We start from the raw sequence: 23,356 nt of genomic DNA on the forward strand, positions 1-23,356 counted from the left end.
GTGTTCTCCGAGAGGCCGACCGCGGAAGTGCTGTCCCGTCCCGCTCGTCGCGGCCGGTGACCACCCGACGCCGTCGATCCCGGGGAGCCGGTCGGGACCGTGTCGAATGGAGCTGCGATGAACGAACTTTTGCCGGCCCCGAACATAGTCGGTGCGTTGTGGCGGTACCGGTGGAGTTCGCTCGTCGTGGTCGTCGGGACGGTGCTGGTCAGCGTTCTGGTCGCTCTGACGGTGGGCAGTGCCGGCGCCGCCCAGGCGCGCATCGTGCTCAAGTCCCCCGACTCCGTCGAGGCACTCGGCTACGAGGTGACCAGCGAATCGGGGTTCGTGCGTTACGTGAACCAGCGGGCGCTGTTCGTGACCTCGGATCGCGTTCTCGAGTCGGCGCGGAAGCGGCTGGAGGCCCCCGAGTCGATCGAGGAGTTACGCGAGGCGGTGGAGGCCGAGGCCTCGGACAACGGTGACTCGGTCGTCGTGCGGGTCGACATCGGCGGTGCCGCGCGGTCGGCCGAGATCGCCAATGCGGTCGTGGCCGCCTATCAGCGCGAGTCCGAGTCCGAAGTGACGAGCGCGGCGGAGAAGGCGCTGGAGAGCCTGCGTTCCCGGCGCGCGGAGCTCGTGGAGGGGAACGGGGACTCCCCCGGGGCGGCGTCCAGCGGCACCGTCAGCGAGCTGGACCAGCGCATTACCGCGATCAACATATCCGCCGAGCAGTTCGGTGATGGTGTGTCCTTCACGGACAAGGCCGTCACGGATTCCTCGGGTGTGCTCACCGTGCTGCTGCGCGACGCGCTCGTCGGGCTGGCCGTCGGCCTGCTGCTGGCCGCCACGGTCGCCTGGGCCCGCGCGGACCGCAATCGCAGGGTCCGGGACGCGGCCGATCTGACCAGGCTCTCCGACGAGCCGCTTCTCGGGGAGATCGAAGCGCTGGGCGAGGGGGCCTCCGCGCGACTGCACAACCTCGTGGTTCCGCCGCTCGGCTCCTACCGCTTGGTGGCTTCGGTGCTGCGGAACACGGTGCGGGGTGGACTGGTGGCCGTTACCGGTGTCTCCACCGGGGACGGTGCTACCACCACGGTCCTGCAAGTGGCCGGAGCCGCGGCTCGGGACGGTCTGCGGGTCCTCGTCGTCGACGCGGCGGTGCGGACCAGGGAACTCTCGCACAGCGTCGCGCTGCAGAACGACTGGTACGGAATGGCCCCCATAGCCGCCGGAGCGGCCACCGTGCACGCCTCCACGCGGGTGATCGAGGTGGGGCCGGGAATAGAGTTCCGGGTCGTGCCCGCGGGCCGTGCCGGTGAGGGGGCCCCGGACTACTTCCGGTCCTCCCTGCTGCGGCGGGCGATGGTGGAGGCGCGCGGCGGATACGACCTCGTGCTCGTCGACCTGCCGCCGCTGGAGAACGCTCCCGAGGTGAGCGCTTTGATACCGGCTGCCGACGGTGTCGTGCTCACCGTGCGCCGGGAACGGTCGGTGGCCGCCTGGCGCAGGGCGCGGGAGCGGATCGAGCTGCTCGGAGGCAAGGTCGCCGGGCACGTGTTCACCTTCGCCGCGCACGGTTCCCCCGATACCTCGGCGGAGAGCGCGCAGAGCGGCGAGTCGCGGGCTCGGGTGGCGGCGCCTCCCATGGGCCGGGGCGACCGGTGACTCCCGCGAGACGTGGCGGAGTGTTCGGGAAGGTCGCGGGTGACGGTGTGGCCGGGATCCTGTCCCAGGCGGCGACCGCGGCCGCGAGCTTCGCGGTGCAGCTGGTGGCCGCGGGGACCCTGGGGCTCTCCGACTACGGTGTTTTCGCGTTGCTGCTGGCCATGCTGGTCGGAGCCAACGCGCTCCACGTCGGGTTCGTGTGCGACGGCTTCACCGTCTTCGACCGGCACGACCCCGGTTACCGGTCGAGTCTGGTCACCGGAGCCCTGCTGGTCATGGGAGCGTGCGTGCTCTGTGCCGTGGTGCTCGCCTCGACCGCGTCACGGGACGGCCCGTGGCTGGTCGCGGTGTACGCGGTGCTGGTGGTCTGCAGGCTGCTCGCGGAGACCGTCCGCAGGATCTTCGTGGCCAGGGTGAATTTCGGTTCGCTGCTGAGCAACGATCTGTGCTGTCTGTCGGTGACCCTGCTCGCGCTTGCGGTGGCACCAGCGTTGTTCGGGGAGCCGAACCCGACGATGCTCTTCGGGGTGATGTGCTGCGGCGCGCTCGCCACGATCCTCACGGGGCTGGTGCAGCTGCCGGGGGAGGAGCGCGGTCGCCTGCGTCCCGGGGTTCGGGAGTTCCCGAAACTGGCCGGATTCGCGGTGTGGCGTGCGCTGCAGGCGGGACTGCGCCCGATGACCCTGCTGGCGGTGCGGCTGCTGGTGGCCGGCGCGGTCTCCACGGCCGCTGTCGGCGTGCTCGAACTGGCACGGTTGGTCGTCGCGCCGGTACAGGTGCTGATCAACGGGTCGGGAAGTCTGCTGCTCGGCAAAATAGCGGCTCGGGAGCGTTCCGGTGACGAGCGTGATCCGGCGGTGCTGGGGAAGGCTTCCCGGGCACTGGTGTTCGCGACTGTCGTCTGTGGAGGGGTGCTGGGCGGTGTGGCTCTCGTGCTGGTTCCCCCCGTGCTCGGCAAGTCGCTCGATCCGGTGTTGGTCTTCGGGTGGGTGGCCTACCAGGTGACCTGGGCCGCCGGGCTGCCCTACGTCACCGAGATCGTGGCCCGCCGCGCGTCGCGCCGAGTTTTCCGGATTCGGCTCGTGGACTCGCTGGTGGGGCTGGTCCTGACGGTCGCGGCGGTGTCGGTGGGGGCGACCGTCGTCGTGCTGCCGTCACTGCTGGCGCTGGGAGGGATCTACACGGTGTACGTGGCGCGTTCCGCGGTGCTCGGGCAGCGATTCCTGCGCACGGACGAGGTCAGCCGGTGTTGAACCCTCGCGCCCCCGCGGGGCGCCCCGGCGGATGGGCCCGTCCCCGGGCTGTTCGTCCGGGGGCGAGCCCATCGCGAGGCGGTTCGGCCCGGCTCACTGGTGCTTTCCCGTCGTGCGGACGACCGGTGTGGTGCTTCGGCGCCGGTGGCACCGGAACGACCACGTCGCCAGCGTGAGCAGGCGGGAGGTTCCGCCGGCCGAACAACCGCGCCGGCCGGAGTGGAAAACCTCGATCAGTGCGCGTAGGTGGGGGTGATGATTCCCCGTCCCACGGCGTGGAAGGCGAGCATGAAGTTGACCACGGCCGGAGTCGCGTCCTCGTCGACTCCGAGGTTCTCGCTGTCCACCGCGGTGACCGCGAAGTAGTAGCGGTGCGGCCGGTCACCCTCCGGCGGGGCCGCCCCGCCGAAGGCGCGTTCTCCCATGTCGTTGCGTACGTGGAAGGAGCCCGCCGGGATCCCGTTGCCGCTGCGGTCTCCCGCGCCCGTGGCCAGTTCGGTGACGGAGGCGGGGACGTCGACGAGGACCCAGTGCCAGAACCCGCCCGGAATGGGGGCGTCCGGGTCGAAGCAGGTCACGACGAAGCTCTTCGTGCTCTCCGGGAAACCGTGCCAGGAAAGCTGCGGCGAGATGTTGCTTCCACCCGCCCCCATGCCGTCGAAGGCCTGCGCCTTGGACATGGGCCGGCCGTCCGTCACGTCCGTGGAGCTGACCGTGAAGGAGGGTATCTCGGGAAGCAGGCTGTACGGATCGGGATCGATGGGACGCTCTAGGCTCATGGACCCTCCCCTTTTCTCGTCGATCGGAGTTCGGTGCGCCTCGGCCGTCCCCCACGTGGAGAGATCGACCGACTCCACTCTATTGACGTGTTCCGGGTGCCGTCCTTCGGGGATTCCCAGCCGGTGCCGAGTCCATTCGCGAGCGCACCGCGCCGTGTTCCGGGGGTGTCGCCGTTCGTGCGGAAAGCTCGGACCCCGGGCGCGCGGAGCGGACCGCGGTCCGGTGCTCAGTGGGGCGAGATGGTCACAGCCAGTGCTCCGGGGCCCACGTTGGCTCCGATGGCGGTGCTCACCTGGGTCTGAACGAACTCCTCACCGCGGGGGAGCTTCCCCCGCAGCGCGGACAGCAGCTCCTCCGCGTCGTTCGGGGCGGCGAAGTGTTCCACCGCCACGTCCACGGGGGCGTCGCCGGCCAGCTCCACCGCTCGGTCCACCGCCTTCCCCACCGCTCGCTCGGAACCGAGTACTTTGTCCATTGGCTCGACCTCGCCGTCACGTACCGTCAACAGCGGCTTGACCGACATCTTGGAGCCGAAGTAGGCGGCGGTCTTGCCGATGTAACCCGCCCTGTGCAGGTACTCGAGGCTGTCGATGTAGATGATCACCTGGGTCTGCGCGGCACGTTTCTGCGCCGTGGCGCACACCTCGGCGGGAGAGCCCCCCGCCGCGGCCGTCCGGGCACCGGCAAGCGCCGCGAAGCCGAGGGCCATTCCGGAGGACTGGCTGTCCACGATGTGCACCGGGGTCGGAACGTGGGTCGACGCTTGGAGGGCCGCTTGGGTGGCGGGGGAGAGCCTGCTGGACAGGTGGAGCGAGACGACGGCGGTCGCCGAGTCGTGCCATGCCTGTTGGTAGGCCTGCAACAGGGCGTCGGGGGCCGGTGCCTTGGCCTCGACCGGGACTCCGTTCCGCATGGCACGCAACAGCCAGTCGGTGGACACGTGGGTTTCCCGGGTGAGCTCGTCGCCGACTCGCAGCTGCATGCTGGCCACCGAGATCCCCCAGCGCGCGGCCAGGTCCTGGGGGAGTGATGCCGTCGAGTCGGTCACGATCGCCACATGTTGCACGAGATCCAGATTAGCGCCTTGGTCGTCCGATCAGGTGACATAGGGGTGAGAGCCCGGTGGTGGTTCGGTTGCGGCTCCGAACCGTCCGAGGGCGGGTGACCTCCGGGATTTCGTTCGCTGCAGGTGGGATCACGCTGCGCTGCCAACGGAAATTCTTTCCACACGATCGGGTGGGAAACGTCCACTTTCGGTTCGCTGTCGCGCTTGGTTCGCGCACGTCGTGGACACTGTCGACAACAGCCCGGTCACGGGAGAGATCGATACCCAGCAGTCCGCGGTGGACCCCGCGGTGGACGGAGCCTCCCGTTCGGAAGCTCCGCACCATGGTTGGACGGCGACAGGGAGCTGTGAAATGCGACAACGAGTGTGGCGCAATCGTTCCGCGACATTGCTCATCGTCGCCGCGCTGTGGGTGCTCCTCGTACCCGCGGGCGCGGTCGCTTCCGAGTCCCAGCCCGCGGCGAGCTCCTCGGCCGCCGCGCCGATCGTGGGCGGTGAACCCGCCGAGGTGGCCGATCACCCGTGGGTGGTTTACCTGGTCGACACCGCGGGCAAGCAGTTCTGCGGTGGCACCATCGCCGCCCCCGACAAGGTGGTCACCGCGGGCCACTGCGTGGCCGACCAGCGACCGGACGGGATCCGGGTGGTGGCTGGGCGCACCGACAAGAACACCCAGGCGGGCACGGTGGCCGGTGTCTCCGACATCTGGGTGCACCCGGAGTACACGGATCCGTACCGGGGAGCCGACGTAGCGGTGCTGACCCTGCGGGATTCGCTTTCCCGGGCGAGCCTGCCGCTGGCGAGCGCCGAGGACGACGCGCTGTACCGCCCCGGGACGAGAGCCACCGTCCTCGGCTGGGGCGCCACCTCCGAAGGGGGAGGTCCCTCGGACATCCTGCGGAAGGCGACGGTGCCGGTCATCGCGGACTCCGAGTGCCGGGCGACCTACGGGAGCAACTTCGTGGCCGGGGCCATGGTCTGCGCCGGGTACGCCGAAGGAGGCGTGGACGGTTGCCAGGGTGACTCGGGAGGTCCGCTGGTGGCCGGGGACAAACTCATCGGCGTGGTCTCCTGGGGAATCGGGTGCGCGCGCCCCGGAAAACCGGGCGTTTACACCGAGGTCGCGAGCTATGCCGACCAAATTCGCGCCCAGCTCTCCTGATCGAGGTTCTCCCGGGCGGCTGCCGCAGCCGGGGCCGGGTGGTCGTTTCGGCGCCGCCCGCGCCGGGGAGAAACCCGGCCCGCCGTCGGCTCGAGCGGAGAGCTCCAGCGGGACGAGACCTCGCGTGGTTCAACCGGCCACCAGCCCCACGGAGATCCCGAGGAAGGCGATCGCGCTCACGAGGTCCAGCGAGTTGCGGAAACCGGGCCTGCGCAGTCTGTCCGCTATCCGGGAGGCGGTGAGCACGATCGCGAACTCCCAGACGGCGGCCAGCAGGAGGAAGACCGCCCCGAGCGCCGCCAGCTGAATCGCCGGGTTGCTCGCCGAGCCGACGAACTGGGGGAGGAAGGCCAGGCTGAACAGCAACATCTTCGGATTGGTGATGTTGCTCAGCAATCCCCGCAGGTACGGGTTCGCCTCGGGGCGCACGTTCTCCTCCGGCGCGGAAGCGCTCGTGACCTCCTTACGGGTGAGCCACAGACCCCGCAGAATGCTGATCGCCAGGTACACCAGGTACGCGGCGCCGACCCATTTCATCACGGAGAGGACTTCCGGTCTGCTGGTGATCAGCGCGCCGAGTCCGGAGATCACGACGCTCACCTGTATCAGGCTCGCCGTGTGGATGCCGGCCAGCGCGTGGACTCCGGGACGGGGGCCGAATCGCACCGAGGTACGCAGCAGCAGGAAGGTGTCCACCCCTGGTGTGAGTATGACCACCGCGCTGGCCAGCACGAAGGCCGGGAGGGTGCCGACATCCAACAGCATGGCGTTCCTTTCGTTCACGGCGGGACGCGATTCGAGTACCGGGTCCGGAGGCAGAAGATCACCCGCACGAGGGCGACTTGCTCACGCGATCGGGTGTTCTTGTGCTCGGCAGGGTCGGGGTTCGTACCGCTGAAGCATGCCCACTGGTAAAGAAAAGGCTTTGTGTGCTCGGTTTAACGGGAACTTTTCCGACCAAAGACCATGTTAACGAAAAAAATTGCTGTTCAGCAGTGAGCTGTCCCTCATGTGAGCAGTACGACAGGGGAGCTACAGTCCGCCGTTGGTACGACACGTCCGGAGTGGGGTGACGGTGGTTGCGCTTTGGTTGCGAACGGCGACGCGCGGTGTCGAGGGGGCTGCTCCTCCGAGCGGTCGTGCTCGCCGTCGTCGTCCTGGTGAGCGGAGCGCAGCACGCGGCCGTGGCGGCCGTGTCGGGGACGGAGCACAACGGTCCCCGGGCGCGGGTGGTCGGTGGGGAGACCACGAGGCTCGGAGAGGCGCCGTGGGTGGCCGCGCTCACCGATCGCTCGGGAGGACAGTTCTGCGGCGGCACGCTCGTGGCGGCCGACAAGGTCGTGACCGCGGCGCACTGCACGATGGATCCCGCCAACGAGACCCCCCGCTCGGTTCGGAACCTGCGCGTGGTGCTCGGGAGGAAGGACCTCCGCACCGGAACGGGACGAGCGGTCGAGGTCGAGCGTGTCTGGCGGCACCCCCGGTACGAGCACTTCACGAGCGGGTTCGACGTGGCCGTGCTGACCCTGAGCCGGGAGGTGGCCACTCGTCCCGTGGAACTGGTGGAGGCGGGCGAGAAGGCGCCGTACGCCCCCGGAACCACCGGTTCCGTCTACGGCTGGGGGCGCACCGGGGAGTCGGCTCCGGCCTCGCCGGTGCTGCGTTCGGTACGCCTTCCCGTCATGGAGAACTCCCGCTGTGCGCGGGCGTACGAGTCCTTCGACTCCGGGAAGATGTTCTGCGCCGGTTATCCGGAAGGTGGCAAGGACGCCTGCGCGGGCGACTCCGGCGGCCCCTTCATCGTGCGGGGCAGACTGGTCGGCGTGGTCTCGTACGGGAACGGTTGCGCTCGTTCGGGCTTCCCCGGCGTCTACACCAGGCTCGCGCGGTACGTGGACGAGATCGGCGGGGCGTGAACGTACGGGCTTCCGGAACCACTGGGAGGTCGCGCGGCTCGGTTCGCTCGGCGGGGCCGGTTGATCGGGTGGTCACAAGCGGCTGCGCCGCTCGCCCGACGACCGGCCCGGCCGAGCGGGCGCTCGCCCGAACAGCGCGGGCGCTGAGCGGAGAACTCCGATCAGCCCGAGTGGACCTCCCCGCGAAGCCGGTCGCGTTCTGACTCGGACAGGAACGCGGCCTCGACCGAATTGAGCGCGAGTTCCCGGAGTTCCGGGACGCCGAAACCGAGCTCGTGCTCGATCGCCTCGAAGTTGTCCCCGACGTGACCGCCGAAGTAACTCGGATCGTCCGAATTGATCGTGGTGCGGACTCCGGCGTCCACCAGACGGGGCAGGCAGTGCTGGGAGAGGGTGTCCACACAACGCAGGCGCACGTTCGACAGCGGGCACACCGTCAGGGGCATCCGGTCCCGGGCGAGCCGTTTGACGAGTTCCTCGTCGTCGATCGCCCTGATCCCGTGGTCGACGCGCTCCACGCCGAGCACGTCCAGCGCCTGCCAGACGTATTCCGCAGGCCCTTCCTCCCCCGCGTGCGCGACCAGGTGCAACCCGGCCTCGCGGGCGCGGGCGAACACGTTCGCGAAGTCCGCCGGGGGATGTCCCAGCTCGGCCGAGTCGAGCCCGACGCCGATGATGCGGTGTGAGTGTTCGAGCAGCTCGTCGAGCATGCGCTCGGCCTCCTCGGGGCCGCGGTCCCGGAGGAAGCACGCGATCAGTCCGGTGCTGACGCCGAAACGCTCCCGACTGCTCGACAACGAGGCCTCCAAACCGTCGAGCACGGTTCCGAGGGAGACTCCCCGCGTCGTGTGCGCCTGTGGGTCGAAGAAGATCTCGGCGTGGCGAACCCCTTGTCGTGCCGCCCTGGCGAGGTAGTCGTCGGCCAGGGCGGTGAAGTCCTCGGCCTGCCGCAGCACGTTCATACCCGTGTAGTAGAGATCCAGGAACGACTGCAGGTCGCTGAAGTCGTAGCGTCCCCGAAGGTCTTCGACACCGGCGTAGGGCAGGGCGATGCCGTTGCGCCGCGCGCGGTCGAAGGTCAACTCCGGTTCGAGAGCTCCCTCTATGTGTACGTGCAGTTCGGCCTTGGGCAGCGTCGAGGGCGTCGGTGTTTCGGGAGCCACCTCGTCTCCTTCCTGTGGCGGATCAGCCGAGCGGACAACCATACAGCCGATCCGCCGGGGGTGGACCGGCAGTGAGTCGAACAGCACTCCGATCGGGGGAGCTCACCCGTGGCGGATCGGAGCCGCGGTGTCCCGGAATCCCCGGGGAGGGGGTGTGATAGGCAGGGAAGGGTGAACCTGCAGCCTCTCGCCACCGCAGTGCACCGTGCCTACACGGCCGATCTGGCCCCCGAGGACTTCTACCGTATGTTGCGGCTGCGGGTGGACGTGTTCGTCGTCGAACAGCAGTGTCCCTACCCCGAGCTGGACGGGCGCGACCTCGAGACCGCGACCCGGCACTTCTGGATCGACGCCGGGGGAACCCAGGTGCTCGGGTACCTGCGTCTGCTCGAGGAGCCCGGCGGGACCTACCGGATCGGACGCGTGTGCACGGCCGGGAGCGCTCGCGGGATGGGGCTCGGCAAGAAACTCATGCGCGCGGCGGTGGCCGAGGTGCGCAAGTCGCCCACTGCGCTCTCGGCGCAGACCCGGGCCGTCGACTTCTACCGCTCGTTCGGTTTCCTCGAGTGCGGTGGACCCTACGAGGAGGACGGGATCCCGCACGTCGACATGCACAGGGACCCGGAGAGAGTGACCGGGCTAACGAGATAGCTCACGATGCTTGGTCGCCGAGCGCGCTTCTGCGACCATGCACGTTGGTCCAAGCGAGCAACGGTCAGGAAGCCGGTGTGAATCCGGCACGGCCGGCGCCACTGTGACCGGGTAGCGGTTCTCCCGTACGAGTGCCACCGGGGTTTCCCAGGGAAGGCCGGAGGAGCGCGTCGATCCGGGAGTCAGGACACTGCCGTTGCCTCGTTCCGCAACCAGGGGCGTCCGAGACCCTAGGAAGGAATACCGGCGATGACCGCTGCCACGTCGACCTCGTCGACCGTGCGTTATCCGTTCTCCGCTGTTGTCGGGCACGACGATCTGCGTCTGGGGTTGCTGCTCAACGCGGTCTATCCCCGCATCGGCGGGGTGTTGGTGCGCGGCGAGAAGGGCACGGCCAAGTCCACCATCGTCCGTGCGCTCGCCTCGCTGCTGCCCGCGGTCGACGTGGTGGAGAACTGCCGGTTCGGTTGTGACCCCTCCGCTCCGGACTCGCGCTGCCCCGACGGGCCGCACGACGGTGAAGTCGGACGAACGCGGCGTGCCGCCCAACTGGTGGAACTCCCCGTGGGTGCCTCCGAGGACCGGCTGGTCGGGTCGTTGGACGTGGAACGCGCGTTGACCGAAGGTGTGCGCGCCTACCAGCCCGGCCTGTTGGCGGCGGCGCACCGCGGAGTCCTCTACGTCGACGAAGTGAACCTGCTGCACGACCACCTGGTCGACCTGTTGCTCGACGCCGCCGCGATGGGGAGGGCCCACGTCGAGCGCGAAGGTGTCTCCCTGTCGCACGCGGCCTCCTTCCTGCTGGTCGGCACCATGAACCCGGAGGAGGGGGAGCTGCGTCCCCAGCTGCTGGACCGCTTCGGGCTGACGGTCCAGGTGTCGGCTTCCCGCGAGGTGGAGACACGTACCGAAGTCGTGCGGAGGCGGCTGCGGTTCGACGCCGATCCGGTCGGTTTCTCCGCGGAGTGGGCGGAGTCCGACGCCGAACTGGCCCGTCGGATCGCGGACGCCCGTTCCCGGGTGGACTCGGTCGAGCTGCCTTCTTCCGAGGTCAGGCGAATCGCTTCCGTGTGCGCTTCGTTCGAGGTGGACGGAATGCGCGCCGATCTGGTGCTGGCCCGTGCCGCCGTGGCCCACGCGGCTTGGCGCGGTGTGAACGCGGTCGCCGCGACCGATGTGGAGGCGGCGGCGCGGCTGGCGCTGCCGCACAGGCGCAGGCGTGACCCGTTCGACGAGCCGGGCATGGACGAGCAGCAGCTTCAGCAGGCCCTGGAGGACGCCGAAGCTGAGGTCGAGGCGGAGGAGACCACCGGAGGGGAGACCTCCGAGGGCACGGCGGAGAAGACGGCGGATCCGGGAGGTTCGGACGGCGAGTCCGGTTCGGACGGCTCCGACGGAAGCGAGAACCCCGAGGACGGACCGGAGGACGACGACCCCGGCGGAGGGGTCGGTGGTTCTCCGGACGGGAACGGTCCCGACGGGGGACCGGGCGGAGGCGCGGGCGGAAACGCGCCCTCGGAAGGCCCGTCCGGGGAGAACGGAACCGGCAACGGGCCCGGCAGTGCTCCCGAGGAGCGCACTTCCGGGGCAACGGAACCGGACTTCCGGGCACGCATGTTGGAGATCCCCGGTCTGGGCGAGGGGGCTCCGGGACGGCGTTCCAGGTCCCGCTCCCGCACCGGGCAGGTGGTGCGCGCGTCCGCGGTGGACGGACACGGTGTTCACCTGCAGGCCACTCTGGCCGCCGCGGCCCCCCACCAGTGCGCCCGCGGCAGGAGCGGTCCCGGACTGCGGTTGCGTCCGGAGGACCTGCGGCACGGTGTCCGGGAGGGACGTGAGGGCAACCTCGTGCTGTTCGCGGTGGACGCCTCGGGGTCGATGGCCGCCCGGGAACGGATGTCGGCCGTCAGCGGTGCGGTACTCGCGCTGTTGCGGGACGCCTACCAGCGCAGGGACAAGGTGGGGGTCGTGACCTTTCGGGGGACCTCCGGGGAGGTCGCCCTGCCCCCCACCTCGTCGGTCGACACCGCCGCCGCGCGCATGCGCAAACTGCCCACCGGCGGAAAGACCCCCCTCGCGGACGGTCTGCTGACCGCGCGCAGGGTGATTCGCACCGAACGGATGCGCGATCCGCAACGGCGCCCCCTGCTCGTGGTGCTCACCGACGGGAAGGCCACCGTGGGAGTGGACCCGGGGGGCGAAAGGGCCAACCGTGGCCGCAAGGCCGTCGACGACGCGCTGCGTTCGGCCGGCCTGCTGGCCGAGCTCGGTGTCGCGTCCGTGGTCGTGGACTGCGAGAGCGGTCCGATCCGGCTCGGGCTCGCCGACCGGCTCGCTCGGGGACTCGGCGCGCCCAACCTGCAGTTGTCCGAACTCTCGGCCGACAACGTGGCCGGAGTCGTCCGGGCCGCGCGAACCGCAGGCCCGGTGCCCGCGTGATCCTCGACCGGCGCGCGGGCGTCGGCTCACTACGAGCGGACGTGTTTGCTGGTATGGTGAGCGGCGTTCACCTGGCCCCCAGAGGTGGACCCCAGCGCCCTCGCGCTCCCGGCTACCCCAGCCCGGTTGAGTGCGAGGGCGCTGTTCGTCCGCGTGCTTATCCCGTCCCGCCCGCTCCCGGAACGGCCCGGTGCTTCCTCCGGCCGGGACCCGGTGACCGGGCCGTGCCAACGAACTCGAAGACGAGCGCCGATTCTTTGGAGACTCGACAATGCCACAGGGGAAACCGAACAGCGTGCCCGACGACGGGCTGACCACACGGCAGCGGCGCAACAGGCCCCTGCTCGCCGTGCACACCGGATCCATGAAGGGCAAATCCACTTCGGCCTTCGGAATGGCCCTGCGCGGTTGGAACCAGGGGTGGTCCATCGGCGTGTTCCAGTTCGTCAAGTCCGCGAAATGGCGGGTGGGGGAGGAGTCCGCCTTCCGCGCCCTGGGCAGGCTGCACGAGGAGACCGGCGAGGGCGGTCCCGTCGAGTGGCACAAGATGGGCGAGGGCTGGTCGTGGACGCGCAAGAAGAGCACGGAGCAGGACCACGCCGCCGCCGCGCTGGAGGGCTGGCAGGAGATCGCGCGGCGGATCGAGCAGCAGCAGCACGATCTGTACGTGCTCGACGAGTTCAGCTACCCGCTGCACTGGGGCTGGGTCGACGTGGAGGAGGTCGTGCGGACCCTGCGGGACCGCCCCGGCTTCCAGCACGTGATCATCACCGGTCGTTACGCGCCGCAGCAGCTCGTCGACGCGGCCGACCTGGCGATGGAGACCGGCAAGCTCAAGCACCCGATGGACTCCGGGCAGAAGGGTCAGAAAGGCATCGAGTGGTGAGCGCTTCGGTCTCGACCGCGGGGGCGGGGTCGGCCTCCCCCCGCCTCGTCGTAGCGGCTCCCGGGTCGGGCCACGGCAAGACGACCGTGGCCACCGGGCTGCTGGCGGCGCTGCGCGGGCGTGGGACGGAGGTGGCCGGGTTCAAGGTCGGCCCCGACTACATCGATCCCGGCTACCACACGATCGCTTCGGGCGGCCCCGGACGCAATCTCGACCCGGTGCTGGTCGGTGAGCGGTCGATAGCACCGTTGTTCGCGCACGGTTCGCGCACCGCCGAGCTGTCGGTGATCGAAGGTGTCATGGGGCTTTTCGACGGTCGGCTCGGTTCGGCCGACGAGGTCCCGCCCTTCGGATCGACGGCGCACGTCGCCTCCCTGCTGGACGCGCCGGTCGTGCTCGTGGTCGACGCGAAGGGGCAGAGCCACAGCACGGCGGCGTTGCTGCACGGGTTCCGCTCCTTCCACCCACAGCTGCAACTGGCCGGGGTGATCTTCAACAGGGTAGGTTCGCAACGGCACGAGCAGGTGTTGCGCGAGGCGGCTCGAGCGGTCGGTATCAGGGTTCTGGGCGTGCTGGGAAGGGCCGATGACGTCCAGGTGCCCTCCCGGCATCTCGGTCTGATCACCGCCGCCGAACACGGTCCCGCTGCGGTGCGAGCCGTCGAGTCCATGGCCGATGTCGTGGCCGCCGGGGTCGATCTGGACGCGGTGGCGGCGCTCGCCGGAACGGCTCCGGCGTTGTCCGCGCGACCCTGGTCCCCGGACGAGGCGATCGGGGACGACACCGGGGTTCCCCGCGGCGGAGGGGCGCGGATCGCGGTGGCGGGAGGTGCCGCGTTCACCTTCGGCTACGCCGAACACGTGGAGCTGCTGCGCGCCGCGGGCGCGGAGGTGCTGCCCTTCGACCCGTTGAGCGCGGAGAGCCTGCCCGCGGGAACGACGGGGCTGGTGCTGCCCGGTGGTTTCCCCGAGCAGCACGTCGCCGAGCTGTCCGCCAACGTCGGGCTGCGCGAGCACGTCGCCGAGCTCGTCGCGAGGGGGGCTCCCGTGCACGCGGAGTGCGCCGGGTTGCTGTACCTGGCGCGCAGCTTGGACGGATACCCGCTGTGCGGGGTTGTCGACGTCTCGGCGGAGATGTCCCCGAACCTGACCCTGGGGTACCGCGCGGCCGTTGCCGCCACCGACTCCGTGCTGTTCCGGGAGGGACAGCGCGTGACGGGGCACGAGTTCCACAGGACCGTGTTGCTGGAGTCGGAGGACTCCGCCCCGGCGTGGTACTGGCGTGCGGAGAAGGTGGTTACCGAAGGATTCGTCAGCGGCGGGGTTCACGCCTCCTACCTGCACACCCATCCGGCGGGCCAGCCCGGGTCGGTGGCCCGGTTCGTGCGGGCCTGCGTGCCGTAGCGGTCGGAACCACCGTCCCGCGGGCCCGGGCGTAAGACGGTTGCCGGGAGGTGTCCTCCCGAACACCCGACGCGTCCACCGAACGGCGGACCGTGACGGTACGGTCGAGTGGTCGTCCACTCCGGACTCGTCACGTCACGGGCGCGGGTGACGCGGATGCGTCACGCACCGAGCGGGGCGCTCCAGGGGACGACCCGTGGCACCGGTTCCAGTGGTATTAGTTGCACCGCGAGGCGGGAGAGGAGAGCGATCGCATGACTCAGGGGACACGTACCGGGGTGGTCTCGTTCATCGGGGCCGGGCCCGGTGCGGCCGACCTGATGACGCTGCGTGGTGCGCGGCGAATCGCAGAGGCGGACATCGTGCTCTGGACTCCGGGCCTGGTCTCTCCTGAGTGCGTGCGCGAGCACGTCCGCGAGGACGCGGAGCTGATCGACACCACCGGGTCGAGTTCCCAAGAGGTGCTGGAGATATGTCGCAGGGCCGAGCGGGAGCGGCTCAGGGTGGCGCGCGTGTACTCGGGCGACGCCGTGCTGTGGAGCGCGGTGCAGCAGCAGTACGACGCCTGCTCCCGCATGGAGCTCGCGGTTGAGGTGGTGCCCGGGGTGGCCGGGTACTCGGCTGCGGCCGCCTCCGTGGGCAGGGAGCTCACCGGTTCGGCGGAGGAGCACTCCGTCTGGCTGGGGAAGCCGGACGGGAACTGGAACTCCCCGCCCGGTACGGGAGAAGTGCGCGAATTCGCCGAACACGGCGCGACGATGGCTCTGTCCGTTTCGGCCTCACGTACCGGACAGCTCGTGGAACGACTGCGTGCGGGAGGCTACGAGGACGACGTCCCGGTCGTGGTCGCCTACAAGGTCACCTGCCCCGACGAGCTGGTGCTGCGGACGACCCTCGGGGAGGTGGCCGACCTCGTGAAGCGGCACCGCCTCTGGCGGCACACCCTGTTCCTCGTCGGAAACGCGTTGCAGCCGACCAGCACGCGTTCCCGCTCGTACGGTTCCGCGGGATCCAGATGGGGGTCCGGCAGTGGGACGGGATCCCCCGCGTCCGCGACTTCCCGGAGGGACGGGTACGGACGTCGTTTCGCGCGTGGTGACCGGGGCCGGGACGACTCCTCCGCGGAGACCCGGCGAGGCCCCTCCGGGGCCGGATCCGGGGACGACGCCCTGTTGTCGCGGTCGCGTGGTGACGAGCAGCGCGGTGGTTCCCGCGCCGAGGCGGACGTGGCCTGGTGGGCGGTGCGTGATTGGCAGCGGAACGCACGGGACGGCATCGTCAGGACCGATGTTCGGGGGGTGCAAGGTCGGCGGGTGGAACAGGACGCCCAGGCTCCCGACCTGTTCACCACCTCGCAGGATCCGGAAGTGCTCGAGGGATTCCGAACCGCGCGCACGGGGAGGGACGGTCCCGTTCCGGAAGCGGGGGAGACAGCGGGCGACATCGCGGACCGGGGGTCCCCCGTGCAGGTGAGTTCAGTGGACGATGCCGCTCCCGCGGAGCAGAATGCGGCGAAAGAGGTATCCGCCGAAACCGTCGCGGAGCAGGATGTCGCTGAGCAGGACCTCGCCGACGGGAACACCGAAACCGAACCGGCCGCGAGCGAGGCCCCGTCTTCGGACTCCGCGGCAGACTCGACGGACCCGTCCGGTTCGGACAGCACCACAGCGGACTCCAGCGCCGCGGACCCCGGCACCGCGGATTCCGGCGTCGGGGACTCGGCCACCCGGACCTCGGAGCAGCGGGACTCGGGTGGTTCACGCGCCAAACAGCAGTCCTCCACCAAACAGCAGACCTCGAAAACGGGGACCAAGACCGGGACGGCCAGGTCCTCCGGCAAGTCCGGGACGAAGACGACGGGCCGGGGCAAGACCCAGCGAAAGACGACGAACACCTCCTCCGACTCGGAGGAGACTTCCTCCCGGAGCGGACGGTCGTCCCGACGGTCCGGCTCCGGAACTTCCGAATAGCGGGCCCCGACGTCTCGGCTCGCGGGGCGCCGCTCGGCCCGCTGCCGTGGTGTTCCCGCGGCACGGCAGCGCCGAGAACACCAGTGCCACCGGTCGGCACCGTGATCGTGCCGACGGGGTGGTTCCGCGCTACGTTGTTCCACGTCGCGGGAGCACCCCGGAGACCGAAGTGGTGAGGTTCCGACGACCTGCGCCCCGCAGGTCCGCGGAAGCCGGACCCCTGTTTTCGGTAACGACGAGCGCTCGGACGGAGAATGCGACGTGACGGTCACGGTGATCGGAGTCGACGACGGCCCGTTGCCGGAAGGCGCGGCCGAGGTACTGAACTCCGCGGAACTGGTCGTGGGGTCCCGCGGGCAGCTGCGCACTCATGCGCCGGAGGGGGCGCGAACCGTCGAACTCGGGGCCTTCGGCCCCGCGTTGAGCGCGCTGTCCGCACTCACCGGTGACGAGACGGGAGTGGTGCTCGCCTCCGGCGATCCGGGTTTTTTCGGAGCTGTCCGGGCGCTGCGGGACAAGGGGCTGCGGTGCGCCGTGCTGCCCGCCCTGTCCAGCGTTCAGCGGCTCATGGCCCGGGTGGGGCGTTCCTGGGACGACGCCGCGGTCGTCAGCGCACGCGTGGGGGGCGCACGCCGTGCGCTCAACATGTGCCGGGCCCGTTCCGCCGTTGTGGTGCTGACGACCTCCGGCGCGGGGCCGGCCCAGCTGGGGGCGGGGCTGCGCGGGTGGCGGCGCACTCTCGTCGTCGGGGAGGACCTCGGCGGAGAGCACGAACGAGTGACGACGGTGGAGCCCGCCGAAGCGGCGGAACGAACCTGGCTGGAACCCAACGTCGTGTTCTGCGTGACCGATCCCGACGCCGTCCCCGAACGGGGTTGGCACGGTGGCGGCGAACCCGTTCCCCCTCCGGGGTGGGCTCTGCCGGAGGAGGAGTTCTCCCATCGGGAGGGCACCATCACCGGTTCCGAGGTACGTGCGGTCGCCCTGGCCGGACTGGCGCCGCGACCGGGATGCCTGGTCTGGGACGTGGGGGCCGGATCGGGATCCGTGGTGGTGGAATGCGCCCGGATGGGGGCTGCCGGCATCGCGGTCGAATCGGACGAGGCCCAGGTCGTTCGACTGGTCTCCAACGCGACCGCACACGGGGTGGACGTTCGCGTGGTGGAGGGAGCGGCTCCGGGCGTGTTGCGCGAGTTGCCCAAACCGGACTCCGTTTTCGTCGGCACCTCCGACCCGGAGGTGCTCACCGCCTGCGCCCACGTGGGGGCCGAGCGTGTGGTGCTCGCCACGAACGAGCTCGATCGGGTGGCGGCCAGCAGGGGCGTGTTGCGTAACGCCGGGTACCGGGTGGACGGGGTGCAGCTCGCGGCCAACCGGATGTCCGAGGCCGAGGACGGATCCGCGCGGTTGACCGCCCGCGATCCCGTGGTGCTGCTCCGCGCCTTCCGAGCCGCGGACGAGCAGGTGTGAGCGAACGCCGTGCGGTTTCCGGAACGCGAACCGGGCTCCTGACGGGGTCCGGCAGCCTCGCGGGGCCACGTGCACTGGCTGTCTCGCTCGGTGCGGAGGTCGAAGGTGACCTGGACGGGTGCCTCGCGGCTTTCGCGCGTGGTGTCCCGGTAGCGGTGCACAACCCGGACGGGTACGTGGTGGACCGTTTCGTCCGTGCGGGGGCCGTGGGGCGGGGCGAGGACGCCTCGTGGAACGTGGTGATCTCCGACCTCTGCGGGGAGGCCGGGCAGGAACGAACGGTTCGGCTCGTTCCCCGCGGGCTCGTGGTCGGGGTCGGTGCCTCCAGTGGTGTTTCCGCGGACACCGTGTTGGCCGCGTTGTCCGGTCTGGACAGCTTGCTCGGACCGCATCCCCGAGCGGTTCGTGGAGTGGCCACAGTGGACCGCAGAGCGCGCGAGCCCGGTCTGGGCACGGCGCTTCGGGAGTACTCCCGTTGTCGGGGAGTCGAGAGCGACCCGCCGTTGTGGGGGTACGCGACCGAGGTGCTGTCCGGTGTCACCGTTCCGAGCCCGAGCGGTTCCGTGCGGAGCGCGCTCGGCACCGCCAGCGTCGCGGAGGCGGCCGCCCTGCGGGCCGCTTCCGAGCTCGGCGACGGTCGTGCTCGCTTGGTGTTGCCCAAGACGGTGGTCTCCGGGGTGACGTTGGCCGTCGCGCGAGTTCCCGCTCCGGCCGCCCGCTGAGGGCCTGGACATTGGTTCCGGCGCTGACCTGCGGCGATGTTCTAACACGTGTGCTCGGTGACGCCCCGCTCGCCCGCTGCCCTGTGACATTCTCAACAGTTTCACGAACAGGGTTCGTGGAAACCTTATTTCGCCTTACGGAAAGCCTTCTGTGCAGGAGGATCCTCGTCAAGTGGGTGCGGCCCGCTGTGCTGGGCAGGTGTGCCTAGGGTGGAAGCCATGGCACTGGTTGAACGCTCCCTACTAGGCCCGGGGCCGTCGAACACGTACCCGGAGGCCACCGCGGGGCTGGCTGCCCCACTGCTCGGTCACCTGGATCCCGAGTTCCTGACGCTGCTGGACGAGACCGGGGACCGTCTGCGGACCGTTTGGGGAACAGAGAACCTGCGGACACTGCCCCTCTCCGGAACCGGCTCCATCGGTATGGAGGCGGCTTTCGTCAACTTCGTGCGTCCCGGTGACGTCGTGGTCGTAGCGGTGAACGGTCTGTTCGGCGAGCGCATGTGCGACGTCGCGTCCCGTTACGGCGCCGAAGTCGTCCGGGTCGACCACGAGTGGGGCGAGCCCGTGGACATCCAGCGGGTGCTCGACGCGCATCCCGACCCCGCGCTGGTCGCGGCCGTTCACGCCGAAACCTCCACCGGGGTGCGCAGCGACATCGCCGGTCTCGGTGCCGCCCTGCGCGCACGCGGTGAGCGCACCCTGCTGCTCGTCGACTGCGTCACCTCGATCGGTGGCGAGCGGGTCGATCTCGACTCCTGGAACGTGGACATCGCCTACGCGGGCACTCAGAAATGCCTCGGAGTGCCGCCGGGACTGGCTCCGTTCACCGTTTCCGAGCGCGCCTGGGAACGCAGGGTGGAGAAGCCGACCACCTGGTACCTGGACATGGGGCTGATCGGCAACTACGTGAACGGCGGGAGCTCGGGCGGCCGTGCCTATCACCACACGGCCCCCACGGCCATGGTCGCCTCCCTGCACGCGGCTCTCGGCCGGATCCTGCAGGAGGGCATGCCGGTGGTGGCCGAAAGGCACCGAGCCGCTGGTGAAGCACTCCAGGCGGGGCTGCAGGAGATGGGGCTGAGCCTGTTCGCCGCGGAGGGAAGCAGGCTGCACCAGCTCACGAGCGTGTGGGTCCCCGATGGCGTGGACTCGGCCGGTGTGCGCAAGCAGCTGTTGAACGACTACGGCATCGAGATCGGTGGCGGTGCGGGCAAGTTCGCCAACAGCGTGTGGCGGATCGGCCTCATGGGCAACAACGCCCGCCTCGACCGCGTCGAGATGCTCCTGGGCGCGTTGCGCACGGTGCTCGGACGGTGAGGCTCGGGTGACCCGGCGGGCCGTGTGCTCGGCCGAAAAAGCGGTGCGAGCGCACGGCCCGGACGGTTGCGGCCCTCTTCACGCGGGGCGCCCGGATGGCGCCCGGCTGAGACTCCGGAAGTCGGGAGCGGGCGAGAGCACTAGGATCGCCGCGATGGTGCGTTCCGCGAAGACGTCCGAGCTCCCAACGCTGCGATCCGTCGAACGAGCGGCCGGCGAGTCCTTCCGCGAACTGGGCATGGACGCCGTCGCCGATGACGACCCGCCCTCCCCGCCGGAACTGCGGCGTTTCGTCGACGCCGGGCACGCGTGGGTCGTCGACCGACACGAGCAGGTCGCCGCCTACCTGCTCGCACGGGTCCTCGACGGCTGCGCCCACATCGAGCAGGTCTCGGTCCATCCCCACCACGCCCACCAGCGGCTCGGCGCCGCCCTGGTGGAGCACCTCGCCGATCGGGCACGCCGGTGCGGGTTGCCCGCGCTCACCCTGACGACGTTCCGCCACGTCGACTGGAACGGGCCGTACTACCTCCGGTGCGGATTCCGGTGGCTGTCCGACTCCGAGATCACTCCCGGGCTGCGAGACCTCCGCGCCCACGAAGCCGCCCGCGGTCTCGACCGGTGGCACCGCGGATGCATGCGACGCGATCTCACCTGATCGGGATTCCGTCGCACGGCGCGAGCTCGGTGAGCCGAGGATCACGCCGAACTCCGCGCTGATGCCGCGTATCCGGTGAGGAAGTTCACCGTAATTGACCTCCCGCCCTCGTTCGGGTGAGGATACTCCGCGCCGCACGGCGAGGAACTCGGTGCGATTCCGAGACGGTCCCGCCACTGTGACCGGGAAGCGGCTCCCACCAGGCCACGGCTCCGACGAGCTGGAAGGCGGGAGTGACGCGTCGATCCGGAAGTCAGGAGACTCCCTGCGGCCCGCGCGCCGAACCGCGACGCGCGGAACCGATCCCTCGGGCGAGGAGACCCAGGAGGTCCTCACGCATGACTTCTCCCGGAACGCCTGTCGCACGAGCCCCCCGCCGCCGGGCCATCGGTCAGCGGGGCAAGGTGGCGCTGGTCTTCCTGGCGCTGGCGTTGCTGCACCTGCTGGGCTGGGGCGGCTACCTGCTCTACCAGAGCTCACCCGGTGCGGCGGGCGGCCTGGCCGCCGCCGGAACGGCGGCCTACGTGCTCGGGCTGCGACACGGCTTCGACGCCGATCACGTCGCCGTGATCGACGACGCGACCCGCCTGCTCATGCAACGCGGTAAACGCCCCGTCTCCACGGGAATGTGGTTCGCCCTGGGGCACTCCAGCGTGGTGCTGCTGCTCGCCGTGACCGTCGCCTTCGTCGCCGGCGTCACGGCGAAGGGCTGGGCCGAGAGCTTCGGGACGCACACCGCGTTGTTGGTGGACGTGTTCGTGGTGACCGTGCTGGGCGTGCTCGCGGTGCTCAACGCGCTGGTCCTCAAGGACGCGGTGCGGTTGTTGCGCAGAGCGCGCACATCCGAGGTCGACGACGCCGAGGTCGAGGAGGTCCTCGGCAGGCGTGGTCTGCTGGCCCGGTTGCTGCGTGGCAGGATGCGCGCGTTCATCGGGAGCTCGTGGCATCTTTTCGTGGTCGGTCTGTTGTTCGGACTCGGGATGCAGACGGCCACCGAGATCACCGTGCTCGCCCTCGTGACGCCCGCGGAAGTGCCGACTCTGCCCCTGCTGAGCCTTCCGCTGCTGTTCGCGGCGGGCATGTGCACCGTGGACAGCGTGGACGGGATGCTGATGTCGCGTGCCTACACCTGGTCACTGGCGCGACCGGTGCGCAGGCTCCGGGTGAACGTCGCCACGACGGCGCTGACCGTGGGCCTGGCCGCGGTGATCGGAGTCGTCGTGCTCGCAGGTGTACTGGCCGAGCTCGGAGTGTCACCGGCTCGGTTCGTCGCGAGTATCGGTGATCACTTCGAACTTCTCGGGTATCTGACGCTGGCGGCTTTCATGGCAACATGGGGAGGCGCCGCGCTCTGGTGGAGGCTTTCCGGTACCGGGACACCGCACTCCGCGCGCGCCCGTGCGCGTTGACCGAACGCGAACAGCGACAGCTTTGGACCGCGACCCCGCCGATGTCGCCGGGGGTGCTGATCGACAGGAACGACTACCCAGATGAGCTCGCACAGTCAACATCACTACTTCGCCGGACTGGACCTGCAGGACAAGCGGGTGGTGGTCGTCGGAGCCGGATCCGTGGCGCAACGCCGCATCCCCCGGTTGCTCAAGGCGGGGGCGCGGATCGAGGTCGTGTCCCCCGAGGCCACACCGGCGGTCGAGGGCATGGCCGAATCGGGGGAACTGCTGTGGCGCCGCCGTTCCTACGACCGCGGTGACCTGGACGGTGCCTGGTACGTGGTGGCCTGCACCTCGGACAGCGAGGTCAACGCACGGGTGGTCGCCGAGGCCGAGCAGGACCGCGTGTTCTGCGTGCGCGCCGACGACGCGGCGAGGGGAACAGCCGTGACACCGGCGGTGGCCGAGCACAACGGGCTGCTGCTCGGAGTGCTCAGCGGGGGAGACCATCGAAGGTCCGGGGCGGTCAAGGAAGCACTGTCCGAGGCACTGCGCACCGGCGTGGTCGACGAGCACGTGGAACCGCACGAACCGGGCGTGGCCCTGGTCGGCGGTGGCCCGGGAGATCCGGACCTGATCACGGTTCGCGGACGTCAGCTGCTCGGGCGGGCCGATGTGGTCATCACCGACAGGCTCGCCCCGAGGGAGCTGCTCGAGGAGCTCGGCCAGCATGTCGAGGTGGTCGACGCCTCCAAGATTCCCTACGGACGTGCGGCGAACCAGTCCGTGATCAACGAGATGCTGATCGACAGGGCCAGGGCGGGCAACTTCGTGGTACGCCTCAAGGGCGGGGACCCGTACGTCTACGGGCGCGGTTTCGAGGAGCTGCTCGCCTGCGTGGAGGCCGGGGTCGCCGTGACCGCCGTGCCGGGGATAACCAGCGCTTTCGCGGCTCCCGCCATCGGAGACGTCCCCGTGACGCACCGGGGAGTGGCGCACGAGGTGGTCGTGGTTTCCGGGCACGTGGGGCCGCACGACGAGCAGTCGCTGGTCGACTGGCCCGCGCTGGCCCGGTTGAACGGGACCCTCGTGCTGATGATGGCCGTCAAGCGGATCCGCGAGTTCGCGGACGTGCTGCTCGAGCACGGCAGGGAACCGAGCACACCGGTCGCGGTGGTGCAGGAAGGCACCATGCAGGGGCAGCAGACGCTGCGCAGCACGTTGGAGGGGGTCGCCGACGCCGTGGAACGGGCGGGGACACAGCCTCCCGCCGTCGTCGTCATCGGGGCGGTGGCGGGGCTGGCCCCCGAGCGTTTCGCCTGACCTCCCGCGGTTTCGCGTTCGGTCTCGAACGCCTCCCGCCGCCGGTTCGGCCGTCGGCCGGGTCCCTCGCGCGGACGGCGCTGATGTCGTGCAGGACGCTCCCCGGGGAGCGGGGAGTCCGCGAAACGGGAGAACT

The 23,356-nt window shown here is 70.1% G+C and carries 19 protein-coding genes and 2 riboswitches; of the genes, 15 read left to right on the forward strand and 4 right to left on the reverse strand.

Annotated elements, in window-relative coordinates; genetic code table 11:
* Positions 1-117: 117 nt before the first annotated feature.
* Both FHR84_RS06065 and FHR84_RS06070 read left to right on the forward strand, forming a co-directional pair.
* Positions 118-1,647, forward strand: coding sequence for a tyrosine-protein kinase family protein (locus tag FHR84_RS06065; protein ID WP_179534491.1), 1,530 nt, complete (start codon positions 118-120; stop codon positions 1,645-1,647).
* Between the two features lie 20 nt (positions 1,648-1,667).
* Positions 1,668-2,900, forward strand: coding sequence for a hypothetical protein (locus tag FHR84_RS06070; protein ID WP_179534492.1), 1,233 nt, complete (start codon positions 1,668-1,670; stop codon positions 2,898-2,900).
* Between the two features lie 233 nt (positions 2,901-3,133).
* Here FHR84_RS06070 and FHR84_RS06075 read toward each other — a convergent pair whose 3' ends face one another.
* Both FHR84_RS06075 and FHR84_RS06080 read right to left on the reverse strand, forming a co-directional pair.
* Positions 3,134-3,679, reverse strand: a complete 546-nt coding sequence (locus FHR84_RS06075; protein ID WP_179534493.1) for a YbhB/YbcL family Raf kinase inhibitor-like protein — start codon at positions 3,677-3,679, stop codon at positions 3,134-3,136.
* A gap of 227 nt (positions 3,680-3,906) precedes the next feature.
* Complete coding sequence (locus FHR84_RS06080) at positions 3,907-4,746, reverse strand: DegV family protein (protein ID WP_179534494.1); 840 nt, start codon at positions 4,744-4,746, stop codon at positions 3,907-3,909.
* Positions 4,747-5,098: 352 nt separating this feature from the next.
* Between FHR84_RS06080 and FHR84_RS06085 the strand changes: the two genes are divergently transcribed.
* Complete coding sequence (locus tag FHR84_RS06085) at positions 5,099-5,908, forward strand: S1 family peptidase (RefSeq protein ID WP_179534495.1); 810 nt, start codon at positions 5,099-5,101, stop codon at positions 5,906-5,908.
* A 129-nt stretch (positions 5,909-6,037) separates the two neighbouring features.
* Here FHR84_RS06085 and FHR84_RS06090 read toward each other — a convergent pair whose 3' ends face one another.
* Positions 6,038-6,673, reverse strand: a complete 636-nt coding sequence (locus tag FHR84_RS06090) for a LysE family translocator (protein ID WP_179534496.1) — start codon at positions 6,671-6,673, stop codon at positions 6,038-6,040.
* 344 nt (positions 6,674-7,017) lie between these two features.
* On the opposite strand from FHR84_RS06090, the gene FHR84_RS06095 reads away from it, so the two are divergent.
* Complete coding sequence (locus FHR84_RS06095) at positions 7,018-7,824, forward strand: serine protease (protein ID WP_343075173.1); 807 nt, start codon at positions 7,018-7,020, stop codon at positions 7,822-7,824.
* Positions 7,825-7,985: 161 nt separating this feature from the next.
* Here FHR84_RS06095 and FHR84_RS06100 read toward each other — a convergent pair whose 3' ends face one another.
* Entirely contained in the window at positions 7,986-8,987 is a 1,002-nt protein-coding gene (locus tag FHR84_RS06100) for an adenosine deaminase (protein ID WP_179534497.1), read from the reverse strand.
* A 171-nt stretch (positions 8,988-9,158) separates the two neighbouring features.
* Here FHR84_RS06100 and FHR84_RS06105 point away from each other — a divergent pair, with 171 nt between their 5' ends.
* From FHR84_RS06105 to cobA, 11 genes are all read left to right on the forward strand, one after another.
* Positions 9,159-9,638 carry a GNAT family N-acetyltransferase gene (locus tag FHR84_RS06105; protein ID WP_179534498.1) on the forward strand — a complete coding sequence of 160 codons (480 nt, stop codon included), beginning with the start codon at positions 9,159-9,161 and terminating at the stop codon, positions 9,636-9,638.
* Between the two features lie 44 nt (positions 9,639-9,682).
* Positions 9,683-9,850, forward strand: a riboswitch (cobalamin riboswitch).
* A 37-nt stretch (positions 9,851-9,887) separates the two neighbouring features.
* On the forward strand, positions 9,888-12,077 hold the full coding sequence (locus tag FHR84_RS06110; protein ID WP_179534499.1) for a putative cobaltochelatase: 2,190 nt from the start codon (positions 9,888-9,890) through the stop codon (positions 12,075-12,077).
* Between the two features lie 271 nt (positions 12,078-12,348).
* The gene (gene cobO, locus FHR84_RS06115) at positions 12,349-12,963 is read left to right on the forward strand and encodes a cob(I)yrinic acid a,c-diamide adenosyltransferase (protein ID WP_179534500.1); all 615 of its coding nucleotides are present in this window, start codon (positions 12,349-12,351) and stop codon (positions 12,961-12,963) included.
* Positions 12,957-14,366: a cobyrinic acid a,c-diamide synthase CobB gene (locus tag FHR84_RS06120; RefSeq protein ID WP_179534501.1), complete on the forward strand. Its 1,410-nt coding sequence runs from the start codon at positions 12,957-12,959 to the stop codon at positions 14,364-14,366. The genes cobO and FHR84_RS06120 overlap by 7 nt, the downstream gene beginning before the upstream one ends.
* 254 nt (positions 14,367-14,620) lie before the next feature.
* Positions 14,621-16,336, forward strand: a complete 1,716-nt coding sequence (locus FHR84_RS06125) for a cobalt-precorrin-4/precorrin-4 C(11)-methyltransferase (protein ID WP_179534502.1) — start codon at positions 14,621-14,623, stop codon at positions 16,334-16,336.
* 261 nt (positions 16,337-16,597) lie between these two features.
* On the forward strand, positions 16,598-17,806 hold the full coding sequence (gene cbiE / locus FHR84_RS06130) for a precorrin-6y C5,15-methyltransferase (decarboxylating) subunit CbiE (RefSeq protein WP_179534503.1): 1,209 nt from the start codon (positions 16,598-16,600) through the stop codon (positions 17,804-17,806).
* Positions 17,803-18,528, forward strand: coding sequence for a cobalamin biosynthesis protein (locus FHR84_RS22780; RefSeq protein ID WP_179534504.1), 726 nt, complete (start codon positions 17,803-17,805; stop codon positions 18,526-18,528). The genes cbiE and FHR84_RS22780 overlap by 4 nt, the downstream gene beginning before the upstream one ends.
* A gap of 219 nt (positions 18,529-18,747) precedes the next feature.
* A complete protein-coding gene (locus FHR84_RS06140; protein WP_179534505.1) occupies positions 18,748-19,848 on the forward strand; it encodes a pyridoxal-phosphate-dependent aminotransferase family protein in 1,101 nt (366 codons plus the stop codon).
* A gap of 154 nt (positions 19,849-20,002) precedes the next feature.
* Positions 20,003-20,506 carry a GNAT family N-acetyltransferase gene (locus FHR84_RS06145; RefSeq protein ID WP_179534506.1) on the forward strand — a complete coding sequence of 168 codons (504 nt, stop codon included), beginning with the start codon at positions 20,003-20,005 and terminating at the stop codon, positions 20,504-20,506.
* Between the two features lie 141 nt (positions 20,507-20,647).
* Positions 20,648-20,770: riboswitch (cobalamin riboswitch) on the forward strand.
* Positions 20,771-20,844: 74 nt separating this feature from the next.
* Positions 20,845-21,915, forward strand: a complete 1,071-nt coding sequence (locus FHR84_RS06150) for a HoxN/HupN/NixA family nickel/cobalt transporter (protein ID WP_179534507.1) — start codon at positions 20,845-20,847, stop codon at positions 21,913-21,915.
* An 81-nt stretch (positions 21,916-21,996) separates the two neighbouring features.
* Positions 21,997-23,220, forward strand: a complete 1,224-nt coding sequence (gene cobA, locus FHR84_RS06155; protein ID WP_179534508.1) for a uroporphyrinogen-III C-methyltransferase — start codon at positions 21,997-21,999, stop codon at positions 23,218-23,220.
* Positions 23,221-23,356 lie beyond the last annotated feature (136 nt).

It is taken from the genome of Actinopolyspora biskrensis (genome assembly GCF_013408175.1).
Classification (GTDB): Bacteria; Actinomycetota; Actinomycetes; order Mycobacteriales; family Pseudonocardiaceae; genus Actinopolyspora; species Actinopolyspora biskrensis.